This is a genomic window from Exiguobacterium sp. CH10 (genome assembly GCF_018617635.1).
Lineage (GTDB): Bacteria > Bacillota > Bacilli > Exiguobacteriales > Exiguobacteriaceae > Exiguobacterium > Exiguobacterium aestuarii_A.
The window spans coordinates 183,649-205,946 of sequence record NZ_JACSKO010000002.1; the positions used below are offsets into that span (position 1 = coordinate 183,649).

Here is a 22,298-nt window from a genome sequence, read left to right on the forward strand (position 1 = left end):
TCCGATTGTTTAATAAATTATTTGAATGAAGTGACTGTTTGAGCGTCAAGACGTACAGATTGGTAACCTTCTTCTGCAGCTTTCCCGACAGACAAGATCATGACAGGTACATAACGGTCTTTGTCGAGACCGAACGCTTCAGCGAGTTGGTCTTTCTCGAAACCACCGATTGGGTTCGTGTCATAGCCATGTGCACGTGCTGTGAGCATGAATTGCATCGCTGCGAGACTCGCATCGATTTTCACGATATCGTTCATCTCTTGTTTCGAGAGGTTTTTGTAGTAAGGGATGATTGCGCCGAGCTGTTGATCACGAACTTCTTGTGGCATTTTGCCTTCTGCGACCGCTTGATCGTAGATTTGTTCGCCGTACTCGTAGCACTCCATGTCTCCGAAGATGAGGAGCATCGCAGAAGATGAATCGTTTTGACGCGTGTTGAAGCGGATGAGCGGCTTGAGCGTCTCTTTCGCTTCTGGGCTTTCGACGACGACGAAGCGCCATGGTTGCATGTTGACTGATGATGGGGCAGTCGTTGCTTCCTGAATCATCTCGAGCATCTCTTCTTGTGAGATTTTCACGTTCTCGTCATAGACACGGATTGATTTACGACCGAACATGACGTCTTTGAATGTGTTGTTTTCGAATGTAGTTGCCATTGGTGAATTCCTTCTTTCTCTGTTTAGGCGTGACTGTTCAGTTTTTGAAGCAGTCCGGATAAGTGTTGAATCTCTTCAGCGGACAAGGCTTGTAAGACGAGGTGGTTGGCCCGTTCGTCTCGCTCGCAGTGACCGAGGTCTTGCTCTGCTTTCTCTGTCACACGGACGAACATCTCGCGATGGTTCTCCGCGTTCCGCTCTCTGACGACATATCCTTTTTCCTCAAGGATCTTTAAATGTCGGGTGATCGCGGCATTGTCGATTTTCATCTCTTCTTTAATCACGCGTTGCGAACAAACGCCTCGTTCTTTGACGACTTGTAGCATCTCGTAGCGGGTCAGGCTGAAGCCCGTCTCCCGTTCGAACGAGGATGCGACGTTTTGTTCCGCTAACTTGATTTGGTAAAGTAATCGGCTGATTTCACGTAGGTCCATTGCGTCCCACCTTTCTCAATTGACTTATCAATCGTTGACTTGTCAAACGATACAACGTTTTGGATTGCCTGTAAAGTCAAACGCTCAAAAAAAGACGACACCGAAATTTATCGTGTCGTCTCGTCTTCGATCGGGGTGCCGTCAAAATGATATTCTGTCGTGAATGTCGTCTCGTCGAATCCGTATAGACGGTCGTAGGCGTCCAAATCCTCAATCGTCCGCACGTCGAGGAAGGACGGATCGATATCAGACGCTTCACGCGTGAACATCATGTACCGTTCCGTATAGTCGTCATTGCCGCCTGGCTTCCCGTCGAACGAGAAATGGATCCAGTAGACGTCAGACTCGATTTCGCGGATGACGTTTAGAATGCGCTGTTTCTGTTCGTCCGTGTTGTTCCAGTCTTCATGAAACATGATCGAGACGTCGAGATACGTTTCCGGACTCGTTTCATAGATAGACGTCGGGGTCGGGGTGACGTTCGCTTGCGCATCATCGGACACTCCAATCGGCACCTCCGCCCGGATGGTCTCTTCCTCTTTTAGGATTCCTTCCGACACGAGCCGTTCGTGAATTGTCCGCTCCGCCTCGCGTTCCCAATACGTCTCGAGCACGTTGTCATGGATGGAGCCGTCGCCATACGTCTCTAGAAAATAAGTGCCGGCGAATGGTTCTTTTGTCAATGTCACTTCCCCGACATAACCGCCCATCTTCCAATCCCGTGACAGTTCGATGTCGGGTTGTTCCTGATACGTTTCTTTTACATAAGTACTATATGCATCCCGTGCCTCGGATTTCTCAAGTGTCGTATACACGAATAAGCCGCTAGCTAAAAGCCCGCCAACAATGCCTGCTACGATTCGTTTTTTCATCATTTCGTCACCTCCTTCCCAATGTACCTGATAAGTCGTGGAGAAACCTCGGTCCAAAGTCTTATTCAAATCATTTCCATTTCCCTGTAAACTGAAAGTGCCCTCGAAATACTATTGCAATTACGTGTACTAATACATATAATACACTTAAAGAGTGACATTGACTATGAGAGGGTGTGACCCATGTTATACAAAATCGATATGAAGAGTTCAGAACCGCTATACGAACAAATCGTCAATCAAACGAAAGAGCTCGTCATCCGCGGCATTTTGCGTCCGGGAGACAAGGTGATGTCTGTACGCGAACTCGCCACCGACCTCGTCATCAATCCGAATACGGTTAGTAAGGCGTATCAGGAGTTGGAGCGACTCGGACTCCTCGAGATGCGGCGCGGGCGCGGGACGTTCGTCTCCGAAGACTGGGTAGACGACGATGCATCAAGAGAACCGGTCATCGCATCGATTAAGAAGATTGCGATTGATTGCCATTATGCGAATGTGCCATTAGAAGAAGCCATCGACGTATTGCGGACCGAATATGAGAAAGTAGGGGAAGCCAATGCTGAAAGTTGAGCAATTGAGTAAACAAATCGACCGTCAGACGATTCTTGATGGAATTGACTTTACCGTCGAGTCAGGAGAAATCGTTGCGCTCGTCGGGCGTAACGGTGCCGGCAAGACGACACTTCTCCGGACAATGGTCGGAATCATCCGCCCCGATCAGGGAGACGTGTTATATGGAACGAAAAGTATCTTTAAAGACGCAGGATTGAAACGGGACGTCATCTTCGTACCGGATTCAGCGGATGCACTCAAACACTACACGGTGAACGAAGCGACCGACTTATACGAATCAATCTATCCATCGTTCAATCGTTCCGCTTTCCGTGAGACGTTGACGCGTTACAACATTGAGAACAAAAAGATTCGCCAACTGTCAAAAGGACAGAAGGCGCTCGTCACGTTATCGCTCGCTTTCGCCGTCCAAGCGAAATACTATCTGCTTGATGAACCGACGGACGGTTTAGACGTAGTTGCCAAGTCAGACGTGTTGAAACTGATGATCGCCCAGGTCGAGAAACGGAACTGCTCGATTATCGTCTCGAGCCACCAATTACACGAACTCGAACGAATCGCCGACCGCATCATCATGATCGAGAAAGGGCGCGTCAAAGCGATCATGTCGCTCGAAGAGGCGCGTGCCCTCAGCATCAAGTGGCAAGTCGTCTTCAACGACCATGTCCCCGTCGAGTTGCTCGAACGAAAAGATATTGAAATCATTAGTGTGACAGGGCGTGTCGTGCTGTTCATGGCGAAAGAACGGACGGACGAGCTCGAGGCGTTCATCGATTCATACAATCCGATGCTCATCGAAGAGATTCCGATGTCTCTCGAAGACGTATTCCGTATCCAGTTAGGAGGAGAAGCCCATGCCGTCTAAAGTGTTGTTGAAGAAAGATTGGAAACAAGTGTCGCTGCTTTGGATCTTGCTCGTCTTCTTAGGGATCGTCGCCTTCACGGTGCCGGTATGGACGGATATGTATGCGTACGAACAACAGATTCTTGAAATTAAACAAAACCCGAGCGACTTCCCAGATATCGTGACAGGTGATGTGAACGAGATGGTGCCGGAAGACTTCTTCGGGGATGGATCTGGATACGGATACCTCGGAGGTCTGAACGGACTCATTCCGTCAGGCGGTGTCATTTTCTTGTTTGTCATCTTCGGTGCCCTCATGGCGTCCGTGTTGATCGGAAGTGAACGCAATAGCCAAATGTCCGATTTCACGATGTCGTTACCGTACACGCGTACCCAGCTATACATATCGAAATGGGTGCTCGGTGCGACAGGAATCGTGACGTCGACCTTGATCGGTGGGACGTTGATGTTCCTCATCATCCGTTTCTCCGATTACGCTTTCTTGATGGAAGGAAAAGAGTTCAAGGTGATCGCGATGATTCTATTCTTGATGCTGTCTGGAATTTCATTCTTCTCGCTCTCGTTATGGATGGGATCATTTGGAGGAGAGTCCATCTCACAAGTCATCTGGACGTTTGTCGCGCTCGTCTTTCCGATGGGGATTTTACTCCTCGTCCAAGGTTCACTCTATGCCTTTTTCCCAGATCGACTCTTCTTGTTCGTTGAAGAAGCGTTTGAAAGTATCCCGATGCGAATTTTGTCACCGCTAAACAATATTTTCAATGTCGATATGTATTCAGTGTATACCGATCAGTCGGTGTGGACTGACTTTATCACGTACGCCCCGATTCTTGCGATCGCGAACATCGCGCTCACATTCGGTCTCGGGTTGTGGATGTTCAAGGAAGCACCGCAAGAGAACAACGGACGCTTCTTCATGTTCTCGAGCTGGTTGTGGCTCATCCATATCGTCATCGTCATTTGCTTCGCGATGTTAGGTGGCGTATTGTTCTCGGTCATCTCGTACCCGCAAAACATGATCTTGTATGTGATTGGATTTGTGATTGCGGCCTTCCTGGCTCACTTACTCGCCAAACGCTTGCTCTACCGCTTCAACTTGAAACTCAAATCGTAAGGAGGGACACCTATGAAACGCTTCTGTCTGTTGCTCGTTCTCGCCATCTCACTAGTAGGTTGCACGAATCCGGAACCGAACGCCTTTGAATATAGAGGTTCGAAAGTCGGGGACAATGCCGCCATCGTCGGGATTGCCGGGAGCTTGCCGCTACACGAATGTTATCGCTCGGTCGAGTTGCAGACGAAGAAGCGTCCTTATGGGTTGACCGTCCGTTATGAAGATCCAGAGATGGAGCGAGCGGAGCAAGAGCGTCTTACGATTCGGAATGCGGCTACTTACTTCACGCTCATTCCGAATGCGGAAATCGTCCGCTTCGCTTTCCCGAACCGGACGTATGCCTTCTCTAGACCGGAGATGGAGGCGTGGTTCGGAACGGATTTCTCGAACATCCGTCACGAGAATGAGTTACAACAATTAATGAATCAGAAGCTTGAACAGCTGGATTCGAACAATTCCTATTTTAGGCGGGTATGACAGCGATTGGATGACAAATCCAATCGCTTTTTTTGATATTTTCTGAAAATTATCGGGTAAAGGGTAGATGAAAGCGTTTTCTTAGCATTATAATAGAGTTAACTGAATGAGTATTCATTTCCAAGGAGGAACAGCGATGAACAAACCGTGGTTACAAGATTATCCAGAAGGTATGCCCCAGTCGATTGATTACGAGGTAAAGCCGCTCTATGAGGCATTGTCTCGCGCAGCAAAGGATTATCCGAATCGTACGGCCGTCTCCTTTATCGGGAAAGAGTGGACATTCGCGGAAATCGATGATGCCGCACGTCGACTCGCCACGATGCTCCAAGCGAAAGGACTTGAAAAAGGGGACCGCGTCAGTCTCATGCTTCCGAACTGTCCTCAATACGTCATCTCGTTCTATGCCGTGCTCTATGCAGGAGGGACTGTCGTCCAGACGAACCCGCTCTATACGGAACGGGAGCTTGATAACCTCATCACGGATGCGGGCGTCAAAATTGTCATCACCCTCGACTTGCTCTATCCGAAAACGCTTCGTGTCAGTGAGAAGACGGAGATTCAGACCGTGATCACGACGAGTATCGCCGATTACTTACCGTTCCCGAAAAACAAATTGTATCCGATCAAAGTGAAACGTGAAAATAATATCGTGATCGATACGACCGGCTCGACACCGTTTAAAGACTACAAAGACTTTAATCCGGTCACGCCGCTCGACATCGATCCAAAAGAAGACGTCGCGGTTCTTCAATATACAGGAGGGACGACGGGACTTCCGAAAGGCGTCATGTTGACGCACTTCAACTTGACGGCGAATGCGGATCAAATCACGAACTTATTCTATAAGTATAATCGCGGGGACGAGAAGCGTGTCTTGTGTGTCGTTCCGTTCTTCCACGTTTACGGGATGTCATGCTGTCTGAACTTCGGTGTCACGAACGGGTATGAGCTCGTCCTCGTGCCGCGTTTCGAAGTGACGGATGTCCTGAAGACGATTCAGAAGAAAAAGCCGCATTTCTTCCCGGGTGCTCCGACGATGTACGTCGGGATCTTGAACGACCCGAAACTGAAAAAGTACGACTTGTCATCGATTGAAGCGTGTATTTCTGGTTCGGCACCGCTTCCAATTGAGGTACAAGAGGAGTTCGAGAAGATCACTGGTGGTCGCATCGTCGAAGGATATGGATTGTCTGAGACGTCGCCGGTTACGCATGCGAACTTCTTATGGGATAAACGGATTGTCGGCTCAATCGGTGCGCCGCTGTCGGATACTTCTGCTAAAATAGTAAAAGCAGACGGAGAGACGGAAGCAGATATCGGCGAGATCGGTGAAATCATGCTGAGCGGTCCACAAGTCATGAAAGGCTATTGGCAAAAACCGGAGGAGACGGCAGCCGTTTTGAAAGATGGATGGCTCGCGACGGGTGACCTCGGTTATATGGGTGAGGACGGATTCTTCTATATTGTCGACCGGAAGAAAGATATGATCATCGCTGGTGGATTCAACGTCTATCCGCGTGAAATCGAAGAAGTGCTCTACGAACATCCGTCCGTCAAGGAAGCGGTCTGTATCGGTGTCCCTGACCCGTATCGTGGTGAGACGGTCAAAGCGTTCATCGTCCTTCGTGACGGGTCGAGTGTGACCGAAGAAGAGCTCGACAAGCATTGTCGTGAGAAGCTCGCGGCTTATAAAGTGCCGAAGCTGTACGAGTTCCGTGACGAGTTGCCGAAGACGTTCGTCGGTAAGATTTTACGCCGTGTCCTCGTCGACGAAGAGAAGGCGAAACAAGTGAAACAAAGCAGTTGACACCAAGCGTACGCATGATAGAATAATAAATGAATGAACCATCATTCATTTTTCTGCAGCGGTAAGGAGCTTGGGGTTAATGACAAATCATATTTCGAAAAGTGACCGAATCATTGATGCGGCGGTCAAAGTAATTGCCAATCACGGCTATCACGGTGCAAAGGTGACAGCCATCGCCAAAGAGGCGGGTGTCGCGGACGGCACAATCTATTTGTACTTCAAAAACAAGGAGCATCTCTTGATCGAGTTGTTCCAAGCGAAGATGGGGCTGTTCATCGACTACTCGAAACAACAAATCGGGAACGAGACGACAGCCGGAGATCAGTTGTATCAGTTGATTGAATCACATTTAAAACAACTGTCGGCCGATTACGACCTTGCCGTCGTGACACAAATCGAACTGCGACAGTCGAACTTAGTGCTTCGCCAAAAAATCGGAGAAGTGCTCAAACCATACTTGAATTTAATCGATTCGGTCGTCAAACACGGAATCGAGACAGGAGAGTTCGACAAGGATCTAGATTATCGACTCGCCCGTCAGATGATCTTCGGCACAATCGATGAGGTTGTGACGAGCTGGATGGCGAGCGGCTTCAAGTATGACTTGATGTCGACGCTTCCGAATGTGCACCATATGTTAAAGAAGGGGCTTACTTAACAGTGAGCCCTATCACTAGCTCAAAAAATGAATGCTGATTCATGAATGATGGGAAAGAATTGACTAAAGGGGGATCAACCATGAATATTTTTGTTTTGCTGAAACGTACGTTTGATACTGAGGAAGCGATTCAGCTCGAGAATGGGGAAATTCAAGAAGACGGCGCTGAGTTCATCATCAACCCGTATGACGAATATGCGGTCGAAGAAGCGATTCAAAAACGTGACGCACTCGGGGGAGAGGTCACGGTCGTCACGGTAGGACCAGAAGACGCGGACAAAGAGCTTCGTACGGCGCTCGCGATGGGAGCGGACAAAGCGGTTCGTATCTCGATCGAGGACGATGTCGAAGATGCGGACCACGTCACGATTTCAAAAGTGCTCGCCACATACTTGAAAGAACAAGATGCAGACCTCATCTTTGCAGGGAACGTTGCGATCGATGGCGGTAGCGGACAAGTCGCACCACGTGTCGCAGAACTTCTCGACATGAACTACGTGACGACGATCACGGCTCTTGAAATCGACGGCACGACGGCTACGGTCACACGTGACGTCGAAGGGGATACAGAAGTCATCGAAGTTGCACTCCCACTTCTTGTGACGGCGCAACAAGGGTTGAACGAACCACGTTACCCGAGCTTGCCAGGGATCATGAAAGCGAAGAAGAAACCACTCGAAGAACTCGAACTCATGGACATCGACCTCGATGAAGATGAAATCGAAGCGAAAATCGAGACGATCGAACGATTCTTACCAGAAGAGAAGAAAGCCGGCCGTATCCTTGAAGGCGACATGTCGACACAAGTGAGCGAACTCGTACAACTTCTTCGCACGGAAGCGAAAGTCATTTAAGGGGGAGATCATAGATGAAAGCTTTAGTACTCGCAGAAGCGCGTGAAGGCGCGTTACGTAACGTATCATTCGAAGCCATCGCTGCGGCGAAGCAATTGACAGACGATGTGACGGCAGTCGTGATTGGGGATCACGTGCAATCACTCGCGCAAGAACTCGGGGAGTATGGCGCAAGCCGCGTCCTCGTCGTTGAAGACGATCGCCTCAAACACTATACGCCAGACGGCTACGGGCAAGTGCTCCGTCAGTTGATCGAGCAAGAAAGTCCGGACATGATCGTCCTCGGACACACAGCTCTCGGGAAAGACATCGCACCGAAACTCGCGGCACGTCTCGATGCCGGACTCATCAGTGACGTCGTCTCTATCGAAGGAACAGGTCGTGACGCTGAGTTCGTTCGCCCAATCTACTCAGGGAAGGCGTTCGAGAAAGTGAAGTTCAAAGACTCGGTCATGTTCTTCACAATCCGTCCGAACAACATCGATGCACTCGCACGTCAAGCAGGTGCAAGCGTCTCAGTTGAAACGCCAGCAGTCGAATTGAAAGACCTCGCGATGATCGTCAAAGAAGTCGTTCGTAAGGCGACTGGGAAAGTCGACTTGGCGGAAGCGAAAGTCATCGTCGCAGGCGGACGTGGCGTGAAGAGCGAAGACGGCTTCAAACCACTTGAAGAGTTGGCTGAACTTCTCGGAGGAGCGGTTGGTGCTTCACGTGGAGCATGTGACGCCGACTACTGCGACTATGCGCTTCAAATCGGACAGACCGGTAAAGTCGTCACACCAGACCTTTATATCGCGTGCGGAATCTCTGGAGCAATCCAACACTTGGCAGGGATGAGTAACGCGAAAGTCATCGTCGCAATCAACAAAGATCCGGAAGCGAACATCTTCAGCGTGGCGGATTATGGCATCGTCGGTGATTTGTTCGATGTCGTTCCAATGTTGACAGAAGAGTTCCGCAAGCACCTCGTCAATAGCTAATAAGCAAAACGTTTTGGGGTTGTTACCCTCCGTGGTATACTCTGAACATGAATTGCATGAGAGTTCTACATCAGGACTCTCTCATCTTATTGGGGAGGTTTTTACAAATGGCTATTAAACACGCAACGACTCAATCGTTTGAACAAGATGTAAAAGAGGGCGTAGTCCTCGTTGATTTCTGGGCAACTTGGTGTGGACCATGTCGCATGATCGCGCCAGTTCTCGAAGAACTCGATCAAGAAATGGGTGACCAAGTCCAAATCGTGAAACTCGATGTCGACGAAAACCCTGAAGTCGCAGGTGCTTTCCAAATTCAAAGTATCCCGACACTCATGATGTTCAAAGATGGCGAGCCTGTTTCGAAAACAATGGGCTTCCAACCAAAAGAAGCATTGAAAGAGTTTATCGCAACAGCACAATAATTGCGTAGCAGCCGATTGAAATCGGCTGCTTTTTTGTTTTGTCGAACGGAAAAGAAGGAAAAGGACAGGCAAGTAGGGAATAGGTTGAGTTATTCCACACACCCTCATTTACGGAAAAATCCGATACATATCGTCTGATTTCAAAATTTTTTTTGAAGAAATTCCGTCGGCTTCCTTCATATTTAAAAGATTCGGAATTTTAGTGAGGGCGTGCGCGGACTGGAAGCTTTTATCATGGAAACAGACTGAAAATTTACGCTATACTCATGAGGAAGACATGATGGAGTCAAGTGACCTTACTTTACGGCTCAATCTATTGTACGACTCTGTTCGAAGGAGGAATTTTCTTGTCGGTGTTACATTTAGCTATTTTGTTGCCGCTTCTCGCGGCACCGTTCATCCCGTTCTTGTTTCGGGGGATGAAGCAAATTCATACAGGCTGGTTCGTCTTGATCGTTCCGGTCGTGCTCGTCACCTACTTCGCCGGATTCATTCCGATCACGAGTGCAGGGGACGTCGTGACAGAGACGATTGCGTGGATGCCGTCCCTCGGGATTAACTTCACGGCATACGTTGACGGACTTAGTCTACTGTTCGCCCTCCTCATCACGGGGATTGGCGCACTTGTTGTCTTATATTCAATTTATTATTTGAATAAGGACAAAGAGTCACTCGGGCATTTCTATGTGTATCTCTTGATGTTCATGAGTGCGATGCTCGGGGTCGTTCTCTCGGACAACATGATTGTTATGTATATGTTCTGGGAGCTCACATCGATTTCATCATTCCTGTTGATTGGTTACTGGTATGAGAAAGAGCGTTCACGTTACGGCGCACAGAAGTCGATGCTTCTCACCGTATTCGGTGGATTGTCGATGCTCGGGGGGATTGTCTTACTCGAGTCGATGGTCGGTTCGTACAGCATTCGTGATATGGTCGCGAACTCTGGCGTCATCGCCGAGAGCCCGTTCTTCCTTGCCGCGATGATTCTCATCTTGCTCGGGGCGTTCACGAAATCGGCGCAGTTCCCGTTCCACATCTGGTTACCTGACGCGATGGAAGCACCGACTCCGGTCAGTGCGTACCTACACTCGGCGACGATGGTCAAGGCGGGTCTCTATCTTGTGGCCCGTATGAGCCCGGTGTTCCAAGAGTCATCGGTCTGGCTATGGACGATTGCCGGGGTTGGGATGTTTACGATGTTCTGGGGCTCGTTCAACGCCGTGAAGCAGACCGACTTGAAGGGAATCTTGGCATTCTCGACAGTCAGTCAGCTCGGATTGATCATGTCACTCCTCGGTCTTGGTGCGGCTGCGCTCCACTATGACGGTATGGATGACAACATCTTTATGGTCGCGACGATCGCAGCAATCTTCCATTTGATCAACCATGCGACATTCAAAGGCTCACTCTTCATGATGGCCGGGATCGTCGACCACGAGACGGGCACACGTGACATTCGTAAGCTCGGCGGTCTGATGACGGTCATGCCGATCACGTTCACGATTGCCGTCATCGGTTCGTTATCGATGGCCGGTCTTCCGCCGTTTAACGGTTTCTTGAGTAAAGAGATGTTCTTGAAGGCGACGACAAAAGTCTTCTCGGCCGACTTCTTCGCGCTCGATACGATTGGGATTTTGCTTCCGATCATCGCGTTCGTCGGAAGTGTGTTCACGTTCATCTATAGCATCATGTTGTTCACACGGACATTCATGGGCAAAGCGAAGTTCGATCAATTGCCGAAACAACCGCATGAGGCGCCGATCGGCATGTTGATTTCGCCGGCCATTCTCGCGCTTCTCGTTGTCGGTCTTGGGTTCTTCCCGAACGTCTTGTCGAACTCGCTCATCAAACCGGCCGTCGAGTCGATTTATCCGACACTCGTCGCGCAAGGACAAGAAGTCGATGTTCACATCTATTTCTGGCATGGTTTGACGCCAGAGTTGTTCATGACAATCGGGGTCGTTCTCCTCGGTTCGTTGTTGTTCTGGCAAATGGGCAAATGGATGGGCATCTACAACCGCATCCCGCACCGTTTGACGCTCAACGGGATGTACGATGGTACGCTCGTCTGGTCGAATAAGGCGGCATATCGCTTTAAAGACAATTACATGACTGGTTTCATCCGGTCGTATTTGATCTATATTTTCGTCTTCCTCTCAGGCATGATGCTCTTTAGCATTTGGTGGTTCGACATGTACCGATTCTCGTTCGAGAACTTGGCAGAGATCGCACCGTATGAATACGTGCTCGGAGCTGTCGTCATGCTTGCAGCACTCGCGATTCTATTTATGCGTTCGCGTCTACCGTCCATCATCTTACTCGGGGTTGTCGGTTACGGCGTGGCACTGTTCTTCGTCTTCTTCGGTGCACCTGACTTGGCACTCACGCAGCTTGTCATCGAGACGGTCTCGGTTGCCTTGTTCTTGCTCGTGTTCTATCACATGCCGGACATCAGTAAGAAGGAAGTACGGATGCGTTTCAAAGTCGGGAATGCCATCGTGGCCATTCTCGTCGGGACGACCGTGACGCTTCTCAGCTTCATGGCGCTCACGAACAAATCGCTCACTTCGATCTCGGAGTATTACAAAGAGAACGTGTATGAGCTTGCAGCAGGTAAAAACATGGTTAACGTCGTCCTCGTCGACTTCCGTGGATTTGATACTTTGTTTGAAATCGTCGTTCTCGGAATTGCGGCTTTCGGGATCTACACGATGATTAAATTTAGAACAACACGACGTACGAAAGGAGAAGGTGCACATGAAGCAAAACAGCAAACGCGTCAATGACGTCATATTGCAGACGGCCGCGATTATCATTTTCTTCATCATCGTCATCTTCTCGATCGATTTGTTCTTTGCCGGTCACTATTCACCAGGTGGAGGGTTCATCGGTGGATTGATGACATCCGCCGCGCTCGTCTTGTTGCTACTCGCATTTGATTCGAAGACACTTGCGAACGTGCTCCCAATTGACTACCGTCTCATGACTGCGACGGGATTATTGATCGCACTTTTAACAGGTCTTCACTCGGTATTCTTGGGTCGTCCGTTCTTGACGCATGCTTATGGGAAGTTTGACTTACCACTTCTCGGTGAACAGACGCTCCATACGGCGATTGCGTTTGACTTAGGGGTCTATCTCGTAGTCATCGGAATCACCCTAACGATTATACAAACGATTGGAGAGAGTGAATAATGGAAATCTTCGTTAGCATCATCATCGGTGTCCTGACGATGTGTGCCGTCTATCTTGTTCTCTCAAGAAGTTTGTTACGCATCATCATCGGCACAGCCTTGTTCAGTCACGCGGCACACCTTCTCGTCTTGACGACGGCAGGTTTGAAGACAGGGGCAGCCCCTGTCCTCGTCGACGGTGTGACTGAATTCACAGACCCGTTACCGCAAGCGCTCGTCTTGACGGCAATCGTCATCAGTTTCGGGGTGACGGCGTTCTTCCTCGTACTTGCATACCGCACGTATCAGGAGCTCAGCACGGACAATATGGAAGAAATGAAAGGAACAGAATCGTATGATTAACTTACCGGTCTTTCCAATCGTCATTCCTGCGCTTGCGGCCATCATCATGATGTTCATGCCAAAACGGGTCCAGCTGCAGCGTGTGATGGCTCTTGGAGCTTTAGCTATTACGGCGATCGTGTCACTCTTCCTTGTGCACACGGTCTCCACGGAGGGGATTCAAACCCTCAACCTCGGGAACTGGCAAGCGCCGTTCGGGATCACACTCGTATCGGATATGTTGTCAGCCCTACTCGTGACGACGTCGACTCTCCTCACGCTCTTCATCGTGTGGTTCGCCGTCCATTACTTCTCAGACTCATATGAAGGCAACTACTTGTACATCTCGATGCTCTTCTTGCTCGTCGGGGTGAACGGTGCCTTCACGACAGGTGATATTTTCAACTTGTTCGTTTTCTTCGAGGTTTTCTTGATGTCTTCATACGTGTTGATTGTGCTTGGTGGACGTGGCGTCCAGTTACGTGAGTCCATCAAATACTTGCTCGTGAACATCATCGCCTCGGCACTCTTCGTCATGTCGGTCGCCTTGCTCTATGGCGTTACAGGTACGCTCAACTTGGCAGACTTGGCGATGAAGATTCCGCTCGTCGATAACCCGGACGTCATTACCGTCATCGGTGTGATGTTTGTCATCGTCTTCGGGATGAAAGGGGCACTCGTCCCACTTCACTACTGGCTCCCTGGAGCGTATGTTGTAGCACCGACACCGATTCTTGCGATGTTCGGGGCCCTCTTGACGAAAGTCGGGGTCTACTCGATTTTACGGACGTACACGCTACTCTTTGATGGGAACGGTGAGTTTTTACAGACGTTCCTCATGGTGCTCGCTGTCCTCACGATCTTCATCGGGATGACAGGTGCCATCGCTTATAACGATGTGAAGCTGATCATCATCTACAACATCATGATTGCGGTCGGGGTCATTTTGTACGGGATCTCCGTCAACACACAGACGTCCCTTGAAGGGTCGCTCTACTACTTGATTCACGATATGATCATCAAGGCAGTTCTCTTCATGCTCGTCGGGATGATGATTGGGATCACCAAATCCGGTCAACTGCGCGATATGGGTGGACTCATCACACGCTTCCCGCTGTTCGGATGGACGTTCTTCATCGCAGCGCTCTCGCTTGCAGGGATTCCGCCACTCAGTGGATTCTTCGGGAAGTTATTGATCGTATCAGGTGGGATGGACGAAGGAGAACTGTTCGGACCGCTACTTGTCCTCTTATCAAGTCTTTTCGTCCTCTACTCGGTCATGAAAATCTTCTTGAACGGATTTTGGGGAGAAGCGAAGCGGGAGTATGACGGACCACTCGTCCCTTATACGAAACGTTTGATTGTACCGGTCTTCTTGTTGCTCATCATTGCGGTCGCATACGGATTTGGGGCAGAAGCCATCCATCCGTATATCACGCAAGCGATTGAGCCGCTCGTCAATCCAGAAATCTATATCGATGCCGTGATAAAGGAGTGAAACACAGATGGCTTATCAACTTTTGATTAACTTTTTCTTGGCGTTCATCTGGATGTTCCTCACGGGATCGTTCACAACGAGCGGATTCTTCGTCGGATATCTACTCGGATTGCTCATCTTGTTCATGATGCGCCGATTCTTCAAGTCAGGGGGAGGCAGCTTTTACTTCACACGCGTTTGGCGTCTGTTTAAATTGCTCCTCATCTTCATTCGGGAACTGTTCCTCGCGAACTTCGAGGTGTTACGTCTCGTCCTTAGTCCGAAGCTCAAGATTCAACCAGGAATCTTCCGATATGAGACGTCTCTCGACAAAGGCTGGAAAATCAGCTTGCTCTCGATGCTGATCACGCTCACACCAGGGACGCTCGTCGTTCAGGTGTCAAAAGACAATTCCGTGCTCTATATCCACGCGCTCAACATGCCGGATAAGGATGCCTTACGAAAAGACATTTATGATAACTTTGAATCAAGCATTAAGGAGGCGACAGAGTGATGGATTTACTAGACATTCTCATCTACATCTCGCTCGCCATTCTCTTGCTTGCGATGTTGATGATGTTGTATCGCGTCGTCAAAGGACCGACGACGGCAGACCGAGTCATCGCGCTCGACTCAATCGGGATCGCGCTCATCTCGGTCGTTGCGTTACTGTCGATTCTGCTCGATACGACCCTTTATTTTGAAGTCATCTTGCTACTCAGTATTTTGGCCTTCATCGGAACGGTGGCGTTCTCGAAATTCTTAGAGAGGGGAGAGATTATCCAACATGACCGCGACAATGATCTTTGATCTCATTACCGGCATCTTCACGATCATCGGCGTCTTCTTCACGGTCGTCGCCGCGATTGGTCTCATCCGTCTCCCAGATATTTATTCGAGAACACACGCTGCCTCAAAGAGTGCGACACTCGGTGTCATGTTCGTCCTCTTTGCGGCCGTGCTTCACGTGTATGTCGATGAACGGGTATTTGACGCAAGACTCTTGCTCGGTCTCTTCTTCGTCCTCTTGACGGCTCCTGTCGGGGGGCACCTCATCTCACGTGCGGCGCACGCAAAAGGGGTCCCTCTTTGGGAGAAGTCGTTACAAGACGCATTGAAAGAAGACAAGGATAAAGGAATCGAATAAGAGAAAGACGGGATTCGCCATGAGGCGAGTCCCGTCTTTTGTTTAGATCAGATAGGTTAGGTCGGAGGCGGCCGTCGGATAGGCGACTTCTAAGTGCTTCACGTGTTGATGCGACAGTTTGTTCTGTATAATGAAAGAGAACAGGTTGATGAGTTCCGGGGCATGGTGTCCAATCAGATGTGCCCCGATAATATGACCTTCCGCACTCAACAATACTTTCGAATAGGCGGTCGCGTCATTGATGCGTGAATAGGTGAGGAAATGGGACATGTCCGTTTCTTTCACGTCGAAGTCGATGCCCTCGGCTTCCGCTTCCTCCACAGTGAGCCCCACTTTGGCAATCGGCGGCGTCGCATAGACGATTGTCGGCGCCGGACGCTCCGGGAGTGGCCGTGTATTCCCGTGAAGCATGTTCAATGCAGCGAGGCGTCCTTCCTGACCAGCGAACGGTGTGAGCGCAGGGTTTGGACTGCTTGCGACGTCTCCGGCGGCGTATATATTCGGATTACTCGTCTGGAGATGCTCGTTCACCTGAACACCATGATGATCGGTATTGACGCCGGCTGAATCGAGATGAAGTCGCTCGATGCTTGGAATTCGCCCGGTGGCGTTAAGGACAACTCCTTCAAGGGTAGAGTCATCTGATAACGTTAAGACGTTCCCATCGATTCGTGTCGGTTCGATGTCATGTCGGACGGTGATGCCGATTCGCTTCGACTCCTCGACGAGCCGATGGACGACGTTCGGGTCGAATGCCTTCAACGCACGTGAACGAATGAGAAGGGTCACGTCACTTCCGAAGCGCCGGAAAATATGGGCGAATTCAAATGCGATATAGCCTGCCCCCACAATGTGAATCGATTCAGGCAACGCGTCGAGGTCGAACACATCATCGCTCGTGATCGCCAGTTCGCCACCTGGGATATCGAGAGGGCGTGGCGTTTGACCCGTCGCGATTAAAAATTGGTTGGCAGAGAGCTCGTGACCATCGATGACGATGGAGTCCTCATCGATAAAGTGAGGCTCTCCCTGATATAAGTCAATGTTCATCTCGTTCCAATGCTGTTTTTTGGATGTTGGGATAGAGAGACGGTACTCATCAATCCGCTTTTTAAAGGACGACCAATCGAGGGATAGGCTTCCTTCGACGCCGAGATCGCGCATACGTTCCGTGCGGGCGAGTAGTTCGGCACCTTCGGCGAGCATTTTTTTCGGGTCACATCCACGTTGAGGACACGTTCCTCCGAACGTCCAGTTTTCAATGATGGCGATCTCTTTACCGGCTTCGCGTAAAATGGAAGCGGCTTGGCTCGCTGCTGACCCGCTACCGACAATGATGACATCGTATCGTTTCATAATATAAAATCCTCCTCTGACGAGATATCACACTCTTTTTCCCGTCCAGGAGGAAGCTAAACTGAGGTGAATGGAATTGAGTCATACCGACCACATTAAACACAAATTAGCGCTGCTCCCGGACGAACCGGGGTGCTATTTGCATAAAAATGAATATGGTGAGGTCATCTATGTAGGGAAGGCGAAAAATCTGAAGAATCGGGTCCGCTCTTACTTCACGGGCGCGCACGACATCAAGACGATGCGTCTCGTCGCAGAGATTCGTGACTTTGAGTACATCGTGACGGCGAGCGAACTCGAGGCGTTGCTCCTTGAAATGACGCTTATCAAAAAACATGACCCGAAGTACAATATTCGCCTGAAAGATGATAAGACGTATCCGTACATCAAAATCACGAACGAACCATATCCGCGTCTATTGACGACGCGTAAGCTGAAGAAAGACGGTGGACATTACTTCGGACCGTACCCGAACGCTTACGCGGCGAACGAGACGAAACGACTTCTCGACAAACTATACCCACTCCGCAAATGTCAGCCGATGCCGAAGAAACTCTGTCTTTATTATCACATCGGGCAGTGCTTAGGACCTTGTGAGCTCGCGGTCGACACGGATTCGCAAAAAGAGATTGTCAACGAGATTCGTCGTTTCTTGAACGGTGAGACGAGCGAGACGCTTGCGAAGCTGAATGTCGAGATGGGACGTGCCGCTGAGGACATGCAGTTCGAGCGGGCTGCTGAACTACGCGACCAGATTCGAGCGGTCGAATCGATCATGAATAAGCAGAACATGATTACGGCCGACCCGACTGCACGAGACGTCTTCGGTTATACACTTGACCGGGGCTGGATGTGTGTCCAAGTGTTCTACATGCGAGGCGGGAAGATGATTGAGCGAGATGTCTCGCTCTTCCCGATGCACGGGGAACCTTCGGAAGAACTTGAAAGTTTCATCGTCCAGTTCTATGAACAAAACGTCGTGCCAAAAGAGATTCTCGTACCAGAGACGGTCCGGCTCGATTTACTGAATGATGCCATCGGCACGAAAGTGATGCAACCGAAACGTGGGGCGAAGAAGCAATTACTCGATTTGGCGACGAAGAACGCGACGATCGCCTTGAACGAGAAATTCGAATTGCTCGCTCGGGACGAAGAGCGGACGTTACTCGCGATGCGTGAACTCGGGGAAGCAATCGGTATCCCGAACTTGTCGCGTGTCGACATCATCGATAACGCGAACATTCAAGGGGCTGACGCCGTATCGGCGCTCGTCGTCTTTGAAGACGGGAAGCCGCTCAAGAAAGAGTATCGGAAATATAAGATTCGGACCGTCCAAGGACCTGATGATTATGAGACGATGCGCGAAGTCGTACGGCGACGGTTCCGTCGCCTGTTGACAGAAGACAAGCGGTTACCGGATCTCCTATTGATTGATGGTGGAATCGGACAGTTGAATGCCGCGCTCGATGTCATCCAAAACGAGTTCGGGCTCGACTTGCCGGTTGGCTCACTCAAAAAGGATGACCGACATCGGACGAGTCAACTGTTGTTTGGAGAACATGGTGCGGTCGTAGAACTCCATCCACGATCGAGTGCGTTTTATCTATTGCAGCGGATGCAAGACGAGGTACACCGTTTCGCCATCACCTTCCACCGCAGCTTGCGCACGAAGAAGATGACGAAGTCGATTTTAGACGAGATTCCAGGAGTCGGTCCGAAACGTCGTCAACAGCTCATCCGTCATTTCGGGTCGATGAAACAGATTCGTCTGGCCTCGCTTGAACAATTGAAAGAAGCGGGACTACCGGAAAAACTGGCGGAGACCGTCCTTCAATATGTGCACGAGGATACGGATGAATGAGAGATCTGAACATGTGAAGCGCTCGGTTAGCTGATAGAAAACGGACATTTTCCGGGAAATGTTGTCACGGTCGTTCGTAAGGCGACTCAGGGCTATGAAGGGGAAGACGTGACGTTTAATCAACACGAACTCAGTGAAGTACGTCGGTATATGAACGAGCAACTTCAGCAGAATCAAAAATAAGAGTCGATGCGAAACGCATCGACTCTTATTCGTAATCGTCTTTCCGGTCTAGTTGGACGGTGATTTGGACAATTTTTCGGGCGGGATCGGCATATCCTTCCGCGACGCACTGGAAACGACCTGCAATCTGTTCGGCTAAAAATCCAGCTTCGAGCTGATAGTAACCGGTCGCCTTGGCTTGGGTCGTGGGCGGTGGGATGAGTTCGTATGTAAATTTACTCCCACGTTCCTTTTTGAGCGTCAACGCTCCCCAACCTGCCTCGTCGAAGAATGCAGTCAGTTCATCGTCAGACATCGTCGGGAATTTGCGGGCGACCCGTTTTCCTGACCAATAGATGACTTGGGCGTAATCTTCACCAAGCAAGTCCGTCAACACATAGTCGCGAAGAAGTTCAATCGCGAAAATTGGTTGGCTCATCGTTTCCATTCTATCCCATCACTCCAATCTCTCTATATCATTATAACGACCAATCGGAATTTGGTCATCCTGTATTTTTGAAAAGAATGTGGCACAAATCGGCTAGGTTATCTTGTCATACAATTTTCACAAGAGTAGAATAGGAGTCAGAAAGCTATATCTGCATTTGAAAACGCTTTTATTGACAAAACGAGCCAATGCTCGTGAAAAGGGGGAACTAGAATGGCAGCGCATCGTGACTACTTCAGTCGTAAAGTCCATTCGCTACTTGGGGTCATTCCAATCGGTTTGTTTTTGATCGTTCACTTATCGGTCAACTACTACATCGTCGATGGGGTGGAGTCATTCAACAAAGCAGCAAAATTCATGGAGAACTTACCGTATTTGTACTTCCTTGAAGTGACGATTATCGCATTGCCGATGATCTTCCACGGAGTGTACGGCGTGTACTATGCGTTTCTTGGATCGATTAACTCGAACCGTTATTCATACGCACGCAACTGGTTGTATCTCTTCCAACGCTTCACAGGGGTCTTCCTCGTGATCTTTATCGCATGGCACGTTTGGGAAACGCGCTTAGCGAAATTACGCGGGGTAGAAGTCAATGCGGAGATGATGCAAAACATCGTCGACAACCCGCTCATGTTGATCTTCTACATAGTCGGAATCCTTTCGGCTACGTTCCACTTCGCGAACGGTCTTTGGTCGTTCTCGATCACGTGGGGAATCACACAGTCACCTCGTTCGCAACGTCTCATGAGCTACGTATCAGGTGTCGTGTTCTTGGCACTATCTTTTGTCGGCATCCGTTCGATTTTGACGTTTGCAGGCATCTTGTAATTAGGGGGAATTTTACATGGCAAATCAAAGTTTGATCGTCATCGGTGGCGGTCTAGCTGGACTCATGGCGACTATCAAGTCGGCAGAGATGGGTGTTCCGGTAAAACTATTCTCGCTTGTACCGGTCAAGCGTTCACATTCAGTTTGTGCCCAAGGTGGTATTAACGGGGCCGTCAACACGAAAGGGGAAGGCGATTCTCCTTGGCAACACTTTGACGACACGGTCTACGGAGGCGACTTCCTCGCCAACCAACCACCTGTTCAAAAAATGGCAGAGAATGCACCGAAAATCATCCACATGTTCGACCGGATGGGTGTCATGTTCAACCGTACGCCAGAAGGTCTCTTAGACTTCCGTCGTTTCGGTGGAACGCTTCACCACCGTACGGCATACGCTGGAGCGACAACAGGTCAACAACTTCTCTATGCACTCGATGAGCAGGTTCGTCGTTATGAAGCACAAGGTCTTGTCGAGAAATATGAAGGATGGGAATTCCTTCGTGCCGTCATCGATGAAGAAGGCATCTGCCGCGGTGCGGTCTGTCAGGATTTGCGCTCGATGGAAATTAAAGCGTTCCCATCGGACGCGGTGATCTTGGCGACAGGTGGCCCAGGGGTCATCTTCGGTAAGTCGACAAACTCGGTCATCAACACAGGACAAGCAGCGGCAGCGGTTTACCGCCAAGGTGCTGTCTACGCGAACGGGGAGTTCATCCAAATTCACCCGACTGCGATTCCTGGGGACGACAAACTTCGTCTCATGAGTGAATCGGCTCGTGGGGAAGGTGGACGTGTCTGGACATACAAAGACGGGAAGCCATGGTACTTCCTCGAAGAGAAATATCCGGCATACGGAAACCTCGTACCGCGTGACATCGCGACACGTGAGATCTTTGATGTATGTGTTAACCAAAAACTCGGCGTCAACGGCGAGAACATGGTCTACCTCGACTTGTCGCACAAAGACTCGAAAGAACTCGACATCAAACTTGGTGGGATCCTCGAAATCTACGAGAAATTCGTAGGGGACGACCCGCGTAAAGTACCGATGAAGATCTTCCCGGCAGTCCACTATTCGATGGGCGGACTATGGGTCGACTACGATCAAATGACAAACATCCCTGGACTCTTCGCAGCCGGTGAATGTGACTACTCGATGCACGGTGCGAACCGTCTCGGTGCGAACTCACTCCTCTCAGCCGTTCATGGCGGAATGGAAGCAGGTCCTGCAGCTGTCAACTACATGCGTGGTCTCGACCAAGCGACAGAAAGCGTCTCTGACGCACTCTTCAACTTCAACGAGCGTGAAGAAATCGAACGCTTCAACGACATCCTTGCGATGGACGGAACAGAGAACGCGTATCAAATCCACCGTGAACTCGGTGAACTCATGACGGACAACGTCACAGTCGTTCGTTATAACGACAAGCTCGAAGCGACGGACAAGAAAATCCAAGAATTGCGTGAACGTTTCCATAACATCTCGGCTACGGATACGGCACGCTGGAGCAACCAAGGGGCATCGTTCATTCGACAGCTCGACCACATGCTCGACCTCGCACGCGTCATCACACTCGGCGCACTCAAGCGGGACGAGAGCCGTGGTGCCCATTACAAACCGGAATTCCCGGAACGTAATGACGAGCAGTTCATGAAGACGACGATGGCACGTTACAAAGATGGGGAAGTCGATATCTCGTATGAAGACATCGATGTTTCGTTAATCCCGCCACGTAAACGGGATTACTCGAAGAAAGGGGCGAAGACGAAATGACGACGC

24 protein-coding genes are annotated in these 22,298 nt (G+C 49.9%); 19 read left to right on the forward strand and 5 right to left on the reverse strand.

Going from position 1 to position 22,298, the window contains the following annotated elements; translation table 11 throughout:
* Window positions 1-17: 17 nt before the first annotated feature.
* The 3 genes from KNP04_RS07735 to KNP04_RS07745 form a co-directional block, all read right to left on the reverse strand.
* Window positions 18-656: a nitroreductase family protein gene (locus KNP04_RS07735; protein ID WP_214875272.1), complete on the reverse strand. Its 639-nt coding sequence runs from the start codon at window positions 654-656 to the stop codon at window positions 18-20.
* Between the two features lie 23 nt (window positions 657-679).
* The gene (locus KNP04_RS07740; RefSeq protein ID WP_159561951.1) at window positions 680-1,090 is read right to left on the reverse strand and encodes a MarR family winged helix-turn-helix transcriptional regulator; all 411 of its coding nucleotides are present in this window, start codon (window positions 1,088-1,090) and stop codon (window positions 680-682) included.
* 107 nt (window positions 1,091-1,197) lie between these two features.
* Window positions 1,198-1,962: a hypothetical protein gene (locus tag KNP04_RS07745; protein WP_251129888.1), complete on the reverse strand. Its 765-nt coding sequence runs from the start codon at window positions 1,960-1,962 to the stop codon at window positions 1,198-1,200.
* A gap of 183 nt (window positions 1,963-2,145) precedes the next feature.
* Here KNP04_RS07745 and KNP04_RS07750 point away from each other — a divergent pair, with 183 nt between their 5' ends.
* The 16 genes from KNP04_RS07750 to mnhG all read left to right on the forward strand — a co-directional run bounded on the left by KNP04_RS07750 (window position 2,146) and on the right by mnhG (window position 15,860).
* Complete coding sequence (locus tag KNP04_RS07750; protein ID WP_074032742.1) at window positions 2,146-2,535, forward strand: GntR family transcriptional regulator; 390 nt, start codon at window positions 2,146-2,148, stop codon at window positions 2,533-2,535.
* Window positions 2,522-3,403 carry an ABC transporter ATP-binding protein gene (locus KNP04_RS07755; RefSeq protein ID WP_214695225.1) on the forward strand — a complete coding sequence of 294 codons (882 nt, stop codon included), beginning with the start codon at window positions 2,522-2,524 and terminating at the stop codon, window positions 3,401-3,403. Before KNP04_RS07750 ends, KNP04_RS07755 begins: the two co-directional genes overlap by 14 nt.
* On the forward strand, window positions 3,393-4,517 hold the full coding sequence (locus KNP04_RS07760) for an ABC transporter permease subunit (protein WP_214875274.1): 1,125 nt from the start codon (window positions 3,393-3,395) through the stop codon (window positions 4,515-4,517). Before KNP04_RS07755 ends, KNP04_RS07760 begins: the two co-directional genes overlap by 11 nt.
* A 12-nt stretch (window positions 4,518-4,529) precedes the next feature.
* Window positions 4,530-4,994 (forward strand): DUF4825 domain-containing protein, encoded by a 465-nt coding sequence (locus KNP04_RS07765; protein ID WP_214875275.1) that lies wholly within the window; start codon window positions 4,530-4,532, stop codon window positions 4,992-4,994.
* Window positions 4,995-5,130: 136 nt separating this feature from the next.
* A complete protein-coding gene (locus KNP04_RS07770; protein WP_214875276.1) occupies window positions 5,131-6,804 on the forward strand; it encodes an AMP-binding protein in 1,674 nt (557 codons plus the stop codon).
* Between the two features lie 79 nt (window positions 6,805-6,883).
* Complete coding sequence (locus tag KNP04_RS07775; RefSeq protein WP_214695232.1) at window positions 6,884-7,462, forward strand: fatty acid metabolism transcriptional regulator FadR; 579 nt, start codon at window positions 6,884-6,886, stop codon at window positions 7,460-7,462.
* A gap of 80 nt (window positions 7,463-7,542) precedes the next feature.
* Window positions 7,543-8,316, forward strand: a complete 774-nt coding sequence (locus tag KNP04_RS07780) for an electron transfer flavoprotein subunit beta/FixA family protein (RefSeq protein ID WP_031421365.1) — start codon at window positions 7,543-7,545, stop codon at window positions 8,314-8,316.
* Window positions 8,317-8,330: 14 nt separating this feature from the next.
* A complete protein-coding gene (locus tag KNP04_RS07785; RefSeq protein WP_214695236.1) occupies window positions 8,331-9,296 on the forward strand; it encodes an electron transfer flavoprotein subunit alpha/FixB family protein in 966 nt (321 codons plus the stop codon).
* A gap of 107 nt (window positions 9,297-9,403) precedes the next feature.
* Window positions 9,404-9,718 (forward strand): thioredoxin, encoded by a 315-nt coding sequence (gene trxA / locus KNP04_RS07790; protein ID WP_015881090.1) that lies wholly within the window; start codon window positions 9,404-9,406, stop codon window positions 9,716-9,718.
* Window positions 9,719-10,065: 347 nt separating this feature from the next.
* A complete protein-coding gene (locus KNP04_RS07795) occupies window positions 10,066-12,507 on the forward strand; it encodes a Na+/H+ antiporter subunit A (RefSeq protein ID WP_214875277.1) in 2,442 nt (813 codons plus the stop codon).
* On the forward strand, window positions 12,479-12,916 hold the full coding sequence (locus KNP04_RS07800) for a Na(+)/H(+) antiporter subunit B (protein ID WP_214789438.1): 438 nt from the start codon (window positions 12,479-12,481) through the stop codon (window positions 12,914-12,916). Before KNP04_RS07795 ends, KNP04_RS07800 begins: the two co-directional genes overlap by 29 nt.
* A complete protein-coding gene (locus KNP04_RS07805) occupies window positions 12,916-13,257 on the forward strand; it encodes a Na(+)/H(+) antiporter subunit C (RefSeq protein WP_015881093.1) in 342 nt (113 codons plus the stop codon). Before KNP04_RS07800 ends, KNP04_RS07805 begins: the two co-directional genes overlap by 1 nt.
* Entirely contained in the window at window positions 13,250-14,734 is a 1,485-nt protein-coding gene (locus tag KNP04_RS07810; RefSeq protein ID WP_214875278.1) for a Na+/H+ antiporter subunit D, read from the forward strand. Before KNP04_RS07805 ends, KNP04_RS07810 begins: the two co-directional genes overlap by 8 nt.
* Window positions 14,735-14,741: 7 nt before the next feature.
* Complete coding sequence (locus tag KNP04_RS07815) at window positions 14,742-15,227, forward strand: Na+/H+ antiporter subunit E (RefSeq protein ID WP_214875279.1); 486 nt, start codon at window positions 14,742-14,744, stop codon at window positions 15,225-15,227.
* Window positions 15,227-15,523: a Na(+)/H(+) antiporter subunit F1 gene (locus KNP04_RS07820; protein WP_026826530.1), complete on the forward strand. Its 297-nt coding sequence runs from the start codon at window positions 15,227-15,229 to the stop codon at window positions 15,521-15,523. Before KNP04_RS07815 ends, KNP04_RS07820 begins: the two co-directional genes overlap by 1 nt.
* Complete coding sequence (gene mnhG, locus KNP04_RS07825; RefSeq protein WP_015881097.1) at window positions 15,501-15,860, forward strand: monovalent cation/H(+) antiporter subunit G; 360 nt, start codon at window positions 15,501-15,503, stop codon at window positions 15,858-15,860. Before KNP04_RS07820 ends, mnhG begins: the two co-directional genes overlap by 23 nt.
* Before the next feature lie 42 nt (window positions 15,861-15,902).
* Here mnhG and KNP04_RS07830 read toward each other — a convergent pair whose 3' ends face one another.
* The gene (locus KNP04_RS07830; protein WP_214875280.1) at window positions 15,903-17,216 is read right to left on the reverse strand and encodes a dihydrolipoyl dehydrogenase family protein; all 1,314 of its coding nucleotides are present in this window, start codon (window positions 17,214-17,216) and stop codon (window positions 15,903-15,905) included.
* 70 nt (window positions 17,217-17,286) lie between these two features.
* On the opposite strand from KNP04_RS07830, the gene uvrC reads away from it, so the two are divergent.
* Window positions 17,287-19,077 (forward strand): excinuclease ABC subunit UvrC, encoded by a 1,791-nt coding sequence (gene uvrC / locus KNP04_RS07835; protein WP_074032756.1) that lies wholly within the window; start codon window positions 17,287-17,289, stop codon window positions 19,075-19,077.
* Between the two features lie 208 nt (window positions 19,078-19,285).
* Here uvrC and KNP04_RS07840 read toward each other — a convergent pair whose 3' ends face one another.
* The gene (locus KNP04_RS07840) at window positions 19,286-19,678 is read right to left on the reverse strand and encodes a YslB family protein (protein ID WP_251125650.1); all 393 of its coding nucleotides are present in this window, start codon (window positions 19,676-19,678) and stop codon (window positions 19,286-19,288) included.
* Between the two features lie 222 nt (window positions 19,679-19,900).
* Between KNP04_RS07840 and KNP04_RS07845 the strand changes: the two genes are divergently transcribed.
* Together KNP04_RS07845 and sdhA are read left to right on the forward strand one after the other, a co-directional pair.
* Window positions 19,901-20,518: a succinate dehydrogenase cytochrome b558 subunit gene (locus KNP04_RS07845; RefSeq protein ID WP_015881102.1), complete on the forward strand. Its 618-nt coding sequence runs from the start codon at window positions 19,901-19,903 to the stop codon at window positions 20,516-20,518.
* Window positions 20,519-20,534: 16 nt separating this feature from the next.
* A complete protein-coding gene (sdhA, locus tag KNP04_RS07850) occupies window positions 20,535-22,292 on the forward strand; it encodes a succinate dehydrogenase flavoprotein subunit (RefSeq protein ID WP_074032768.1) in 1,758 nt (585 codons plus the stop codon).
* The last annotated feature ends 6 nt before the right edge of the window (window positions 22,293-22,298 follow it).

Bases quoted from the DNA above. Each gene is read 5' to 3' on its own strand.
- KNP04_RS07815 (WP_214875279.1), top strand. From the start codon at position 14,742: ATGGCTTATCAACTTTTGATTAACTTTTTCTTGGCGTTCATCTGGATG.
- mnhG (WP_015881097.1), top strand. From the start codon at position 15,501: ATGACCGCGACAATGATCTTTGATCTCATTACCGGCATCTTCACGATC.
- KNP04_RS07770 (WP_214875276.1), top strand. From the start codon at position 5,131: ATGAACAAACCGTGGTTACAAGATTATCCAGAAGGTATGCCCCAGTCG.
- KNP04_RS07735 (WP_214875272.1), bottom strand. From the start codon at position 656: ATGGCAACTACATTCGAAAACAACACATTCAAAGACGTCATGTTCGGT.
- KNP04_RS07780 (WP_031421365.1), top strand. From the start codon at position 7,543: ATGAATATTTTTGTTTTGCTGAAACGTACGTTTGATACTGAGGAAGCG.
- KNP04_RS07750 (WP_074032742.1), top strand. From the start codon at position 2,146: ATGTTATACAAAATCGATATGAAGAGTTCAGAACCGCTATACGAACAA.
- KNP04_RS07830 (WP_214875280.1), bottom strand. From the start codon at position 17,216: ATGAAACGATACGATGTCATCATTGTCGGTAGCGGGTCAGCAGCGAGC.
- KNP04_RS07800 (WP_214789438.1), top strand. From the start codon at position 12,479: ATGAAGCAAAACAGCAAACGCGTCAATGACGTCATATTGCAGACGGCC.
- KNP04_RS07745 (WP_251129888.1), bottom strand. From the start codon at position 1,962: ATGAAAAAACGAATCGTAGCAGGCATTGTTGGCGGGCTTTTAGCTAGC.
- KNP04_RS07785 (WP_214695236.1), top strand. From the start codon at position 8,331: ATGAAAGCTTTAGTACTCGCAGAAGCGCGTGAAGGCGCGTTACGTAAC.
- KNP04_RS07775 (WP_214695232.1), top strand. From the start codon at position 6,884: ATGACAAATCATATTTCGAAAAGTGACCGAATCATTGATGCGGCGGTC.
- trxA (WP_015881090.1), top strand. From the start codon at position 9,404: ATGGCTATTAAACACGCAACGACTCAATCGTTTGAACAAGATGTAAAA.
- uvrC (WP_074032756.1), top strand. From the start codon at position 17,287: ATGGAATTGAGTCATACCGACCACATTAAACACAAATTAGCGCTGCTC.
- KNP04_RS07765 (WP_214875275.1), top strand. From the start codon at position 4,530: ATGAAACGCTTCTGTCTGTTGCTCGTTCTCGCCATCTCACTAGTAGGT.
- KNP04_RS07840 (WP_251125650.1), bottom strand. From the start codon at position 19,678: ATGAGCCAACCAATTTTCGCGATTGAACTTCTTCGCGACTATGTGTTG.
- KNP04_RS07805 (WP_015881093.1), top strand. From the start codon at position 12,916: ATGGAAATCTTCGTTAGCATCATCATCGGTGTCCTGACGATGTGTGCC.
- sdhA (WP_074032768.1), top strand. From the start codon at position 20,535: ATGGCAAATCAAAGTTTGATCGTCATCGGTGGCGGTCTAGCTGGACTC.
- KNP04_RS07820 (WP_026826530.1), top strand. From the start codon at position 15,227: ATGGATTTACTAGACATTCTCATCTACATCTCGCTCGCCATTCTCTTG.
- KNP04_RS07760 (WP_214875274.1), top strand. From the start codon at position 3,393: ATGCCGTCTAAAGTGTTGTTGAAGAAAGATTGGAAACAAGTGTCGCTG.
- KNP04_RS07755 (WP_214695225.1), top strand. From the start codon at position 2,522: ATGCTGAAAGTTGAGCAATTGAGTAAACAAATCGACCGTCAGACGATT.
- KNP04_RS07845 (WP_015881102.1), top strand. From the start codon at position 19,901: ATGGCAGCGCATCGTGACTACTTCAGTCGTAAAGTCCATTCGCTACTT.
- KNP04_RS07740 (WP_159561951.1), bottom strand. From the start codon at position 1,090: ATGGACCTACGTGAAATCAGCCGATTACTTTACCAAATCAAGTTAGCG.
- KNP04_RS07810 (WP_214875278.1), top strand. From the start codon at position 13,250: ATGATTAACTTACCGGTCTTTCCAATCGTCATTCCTGCGCTTGCGGCC.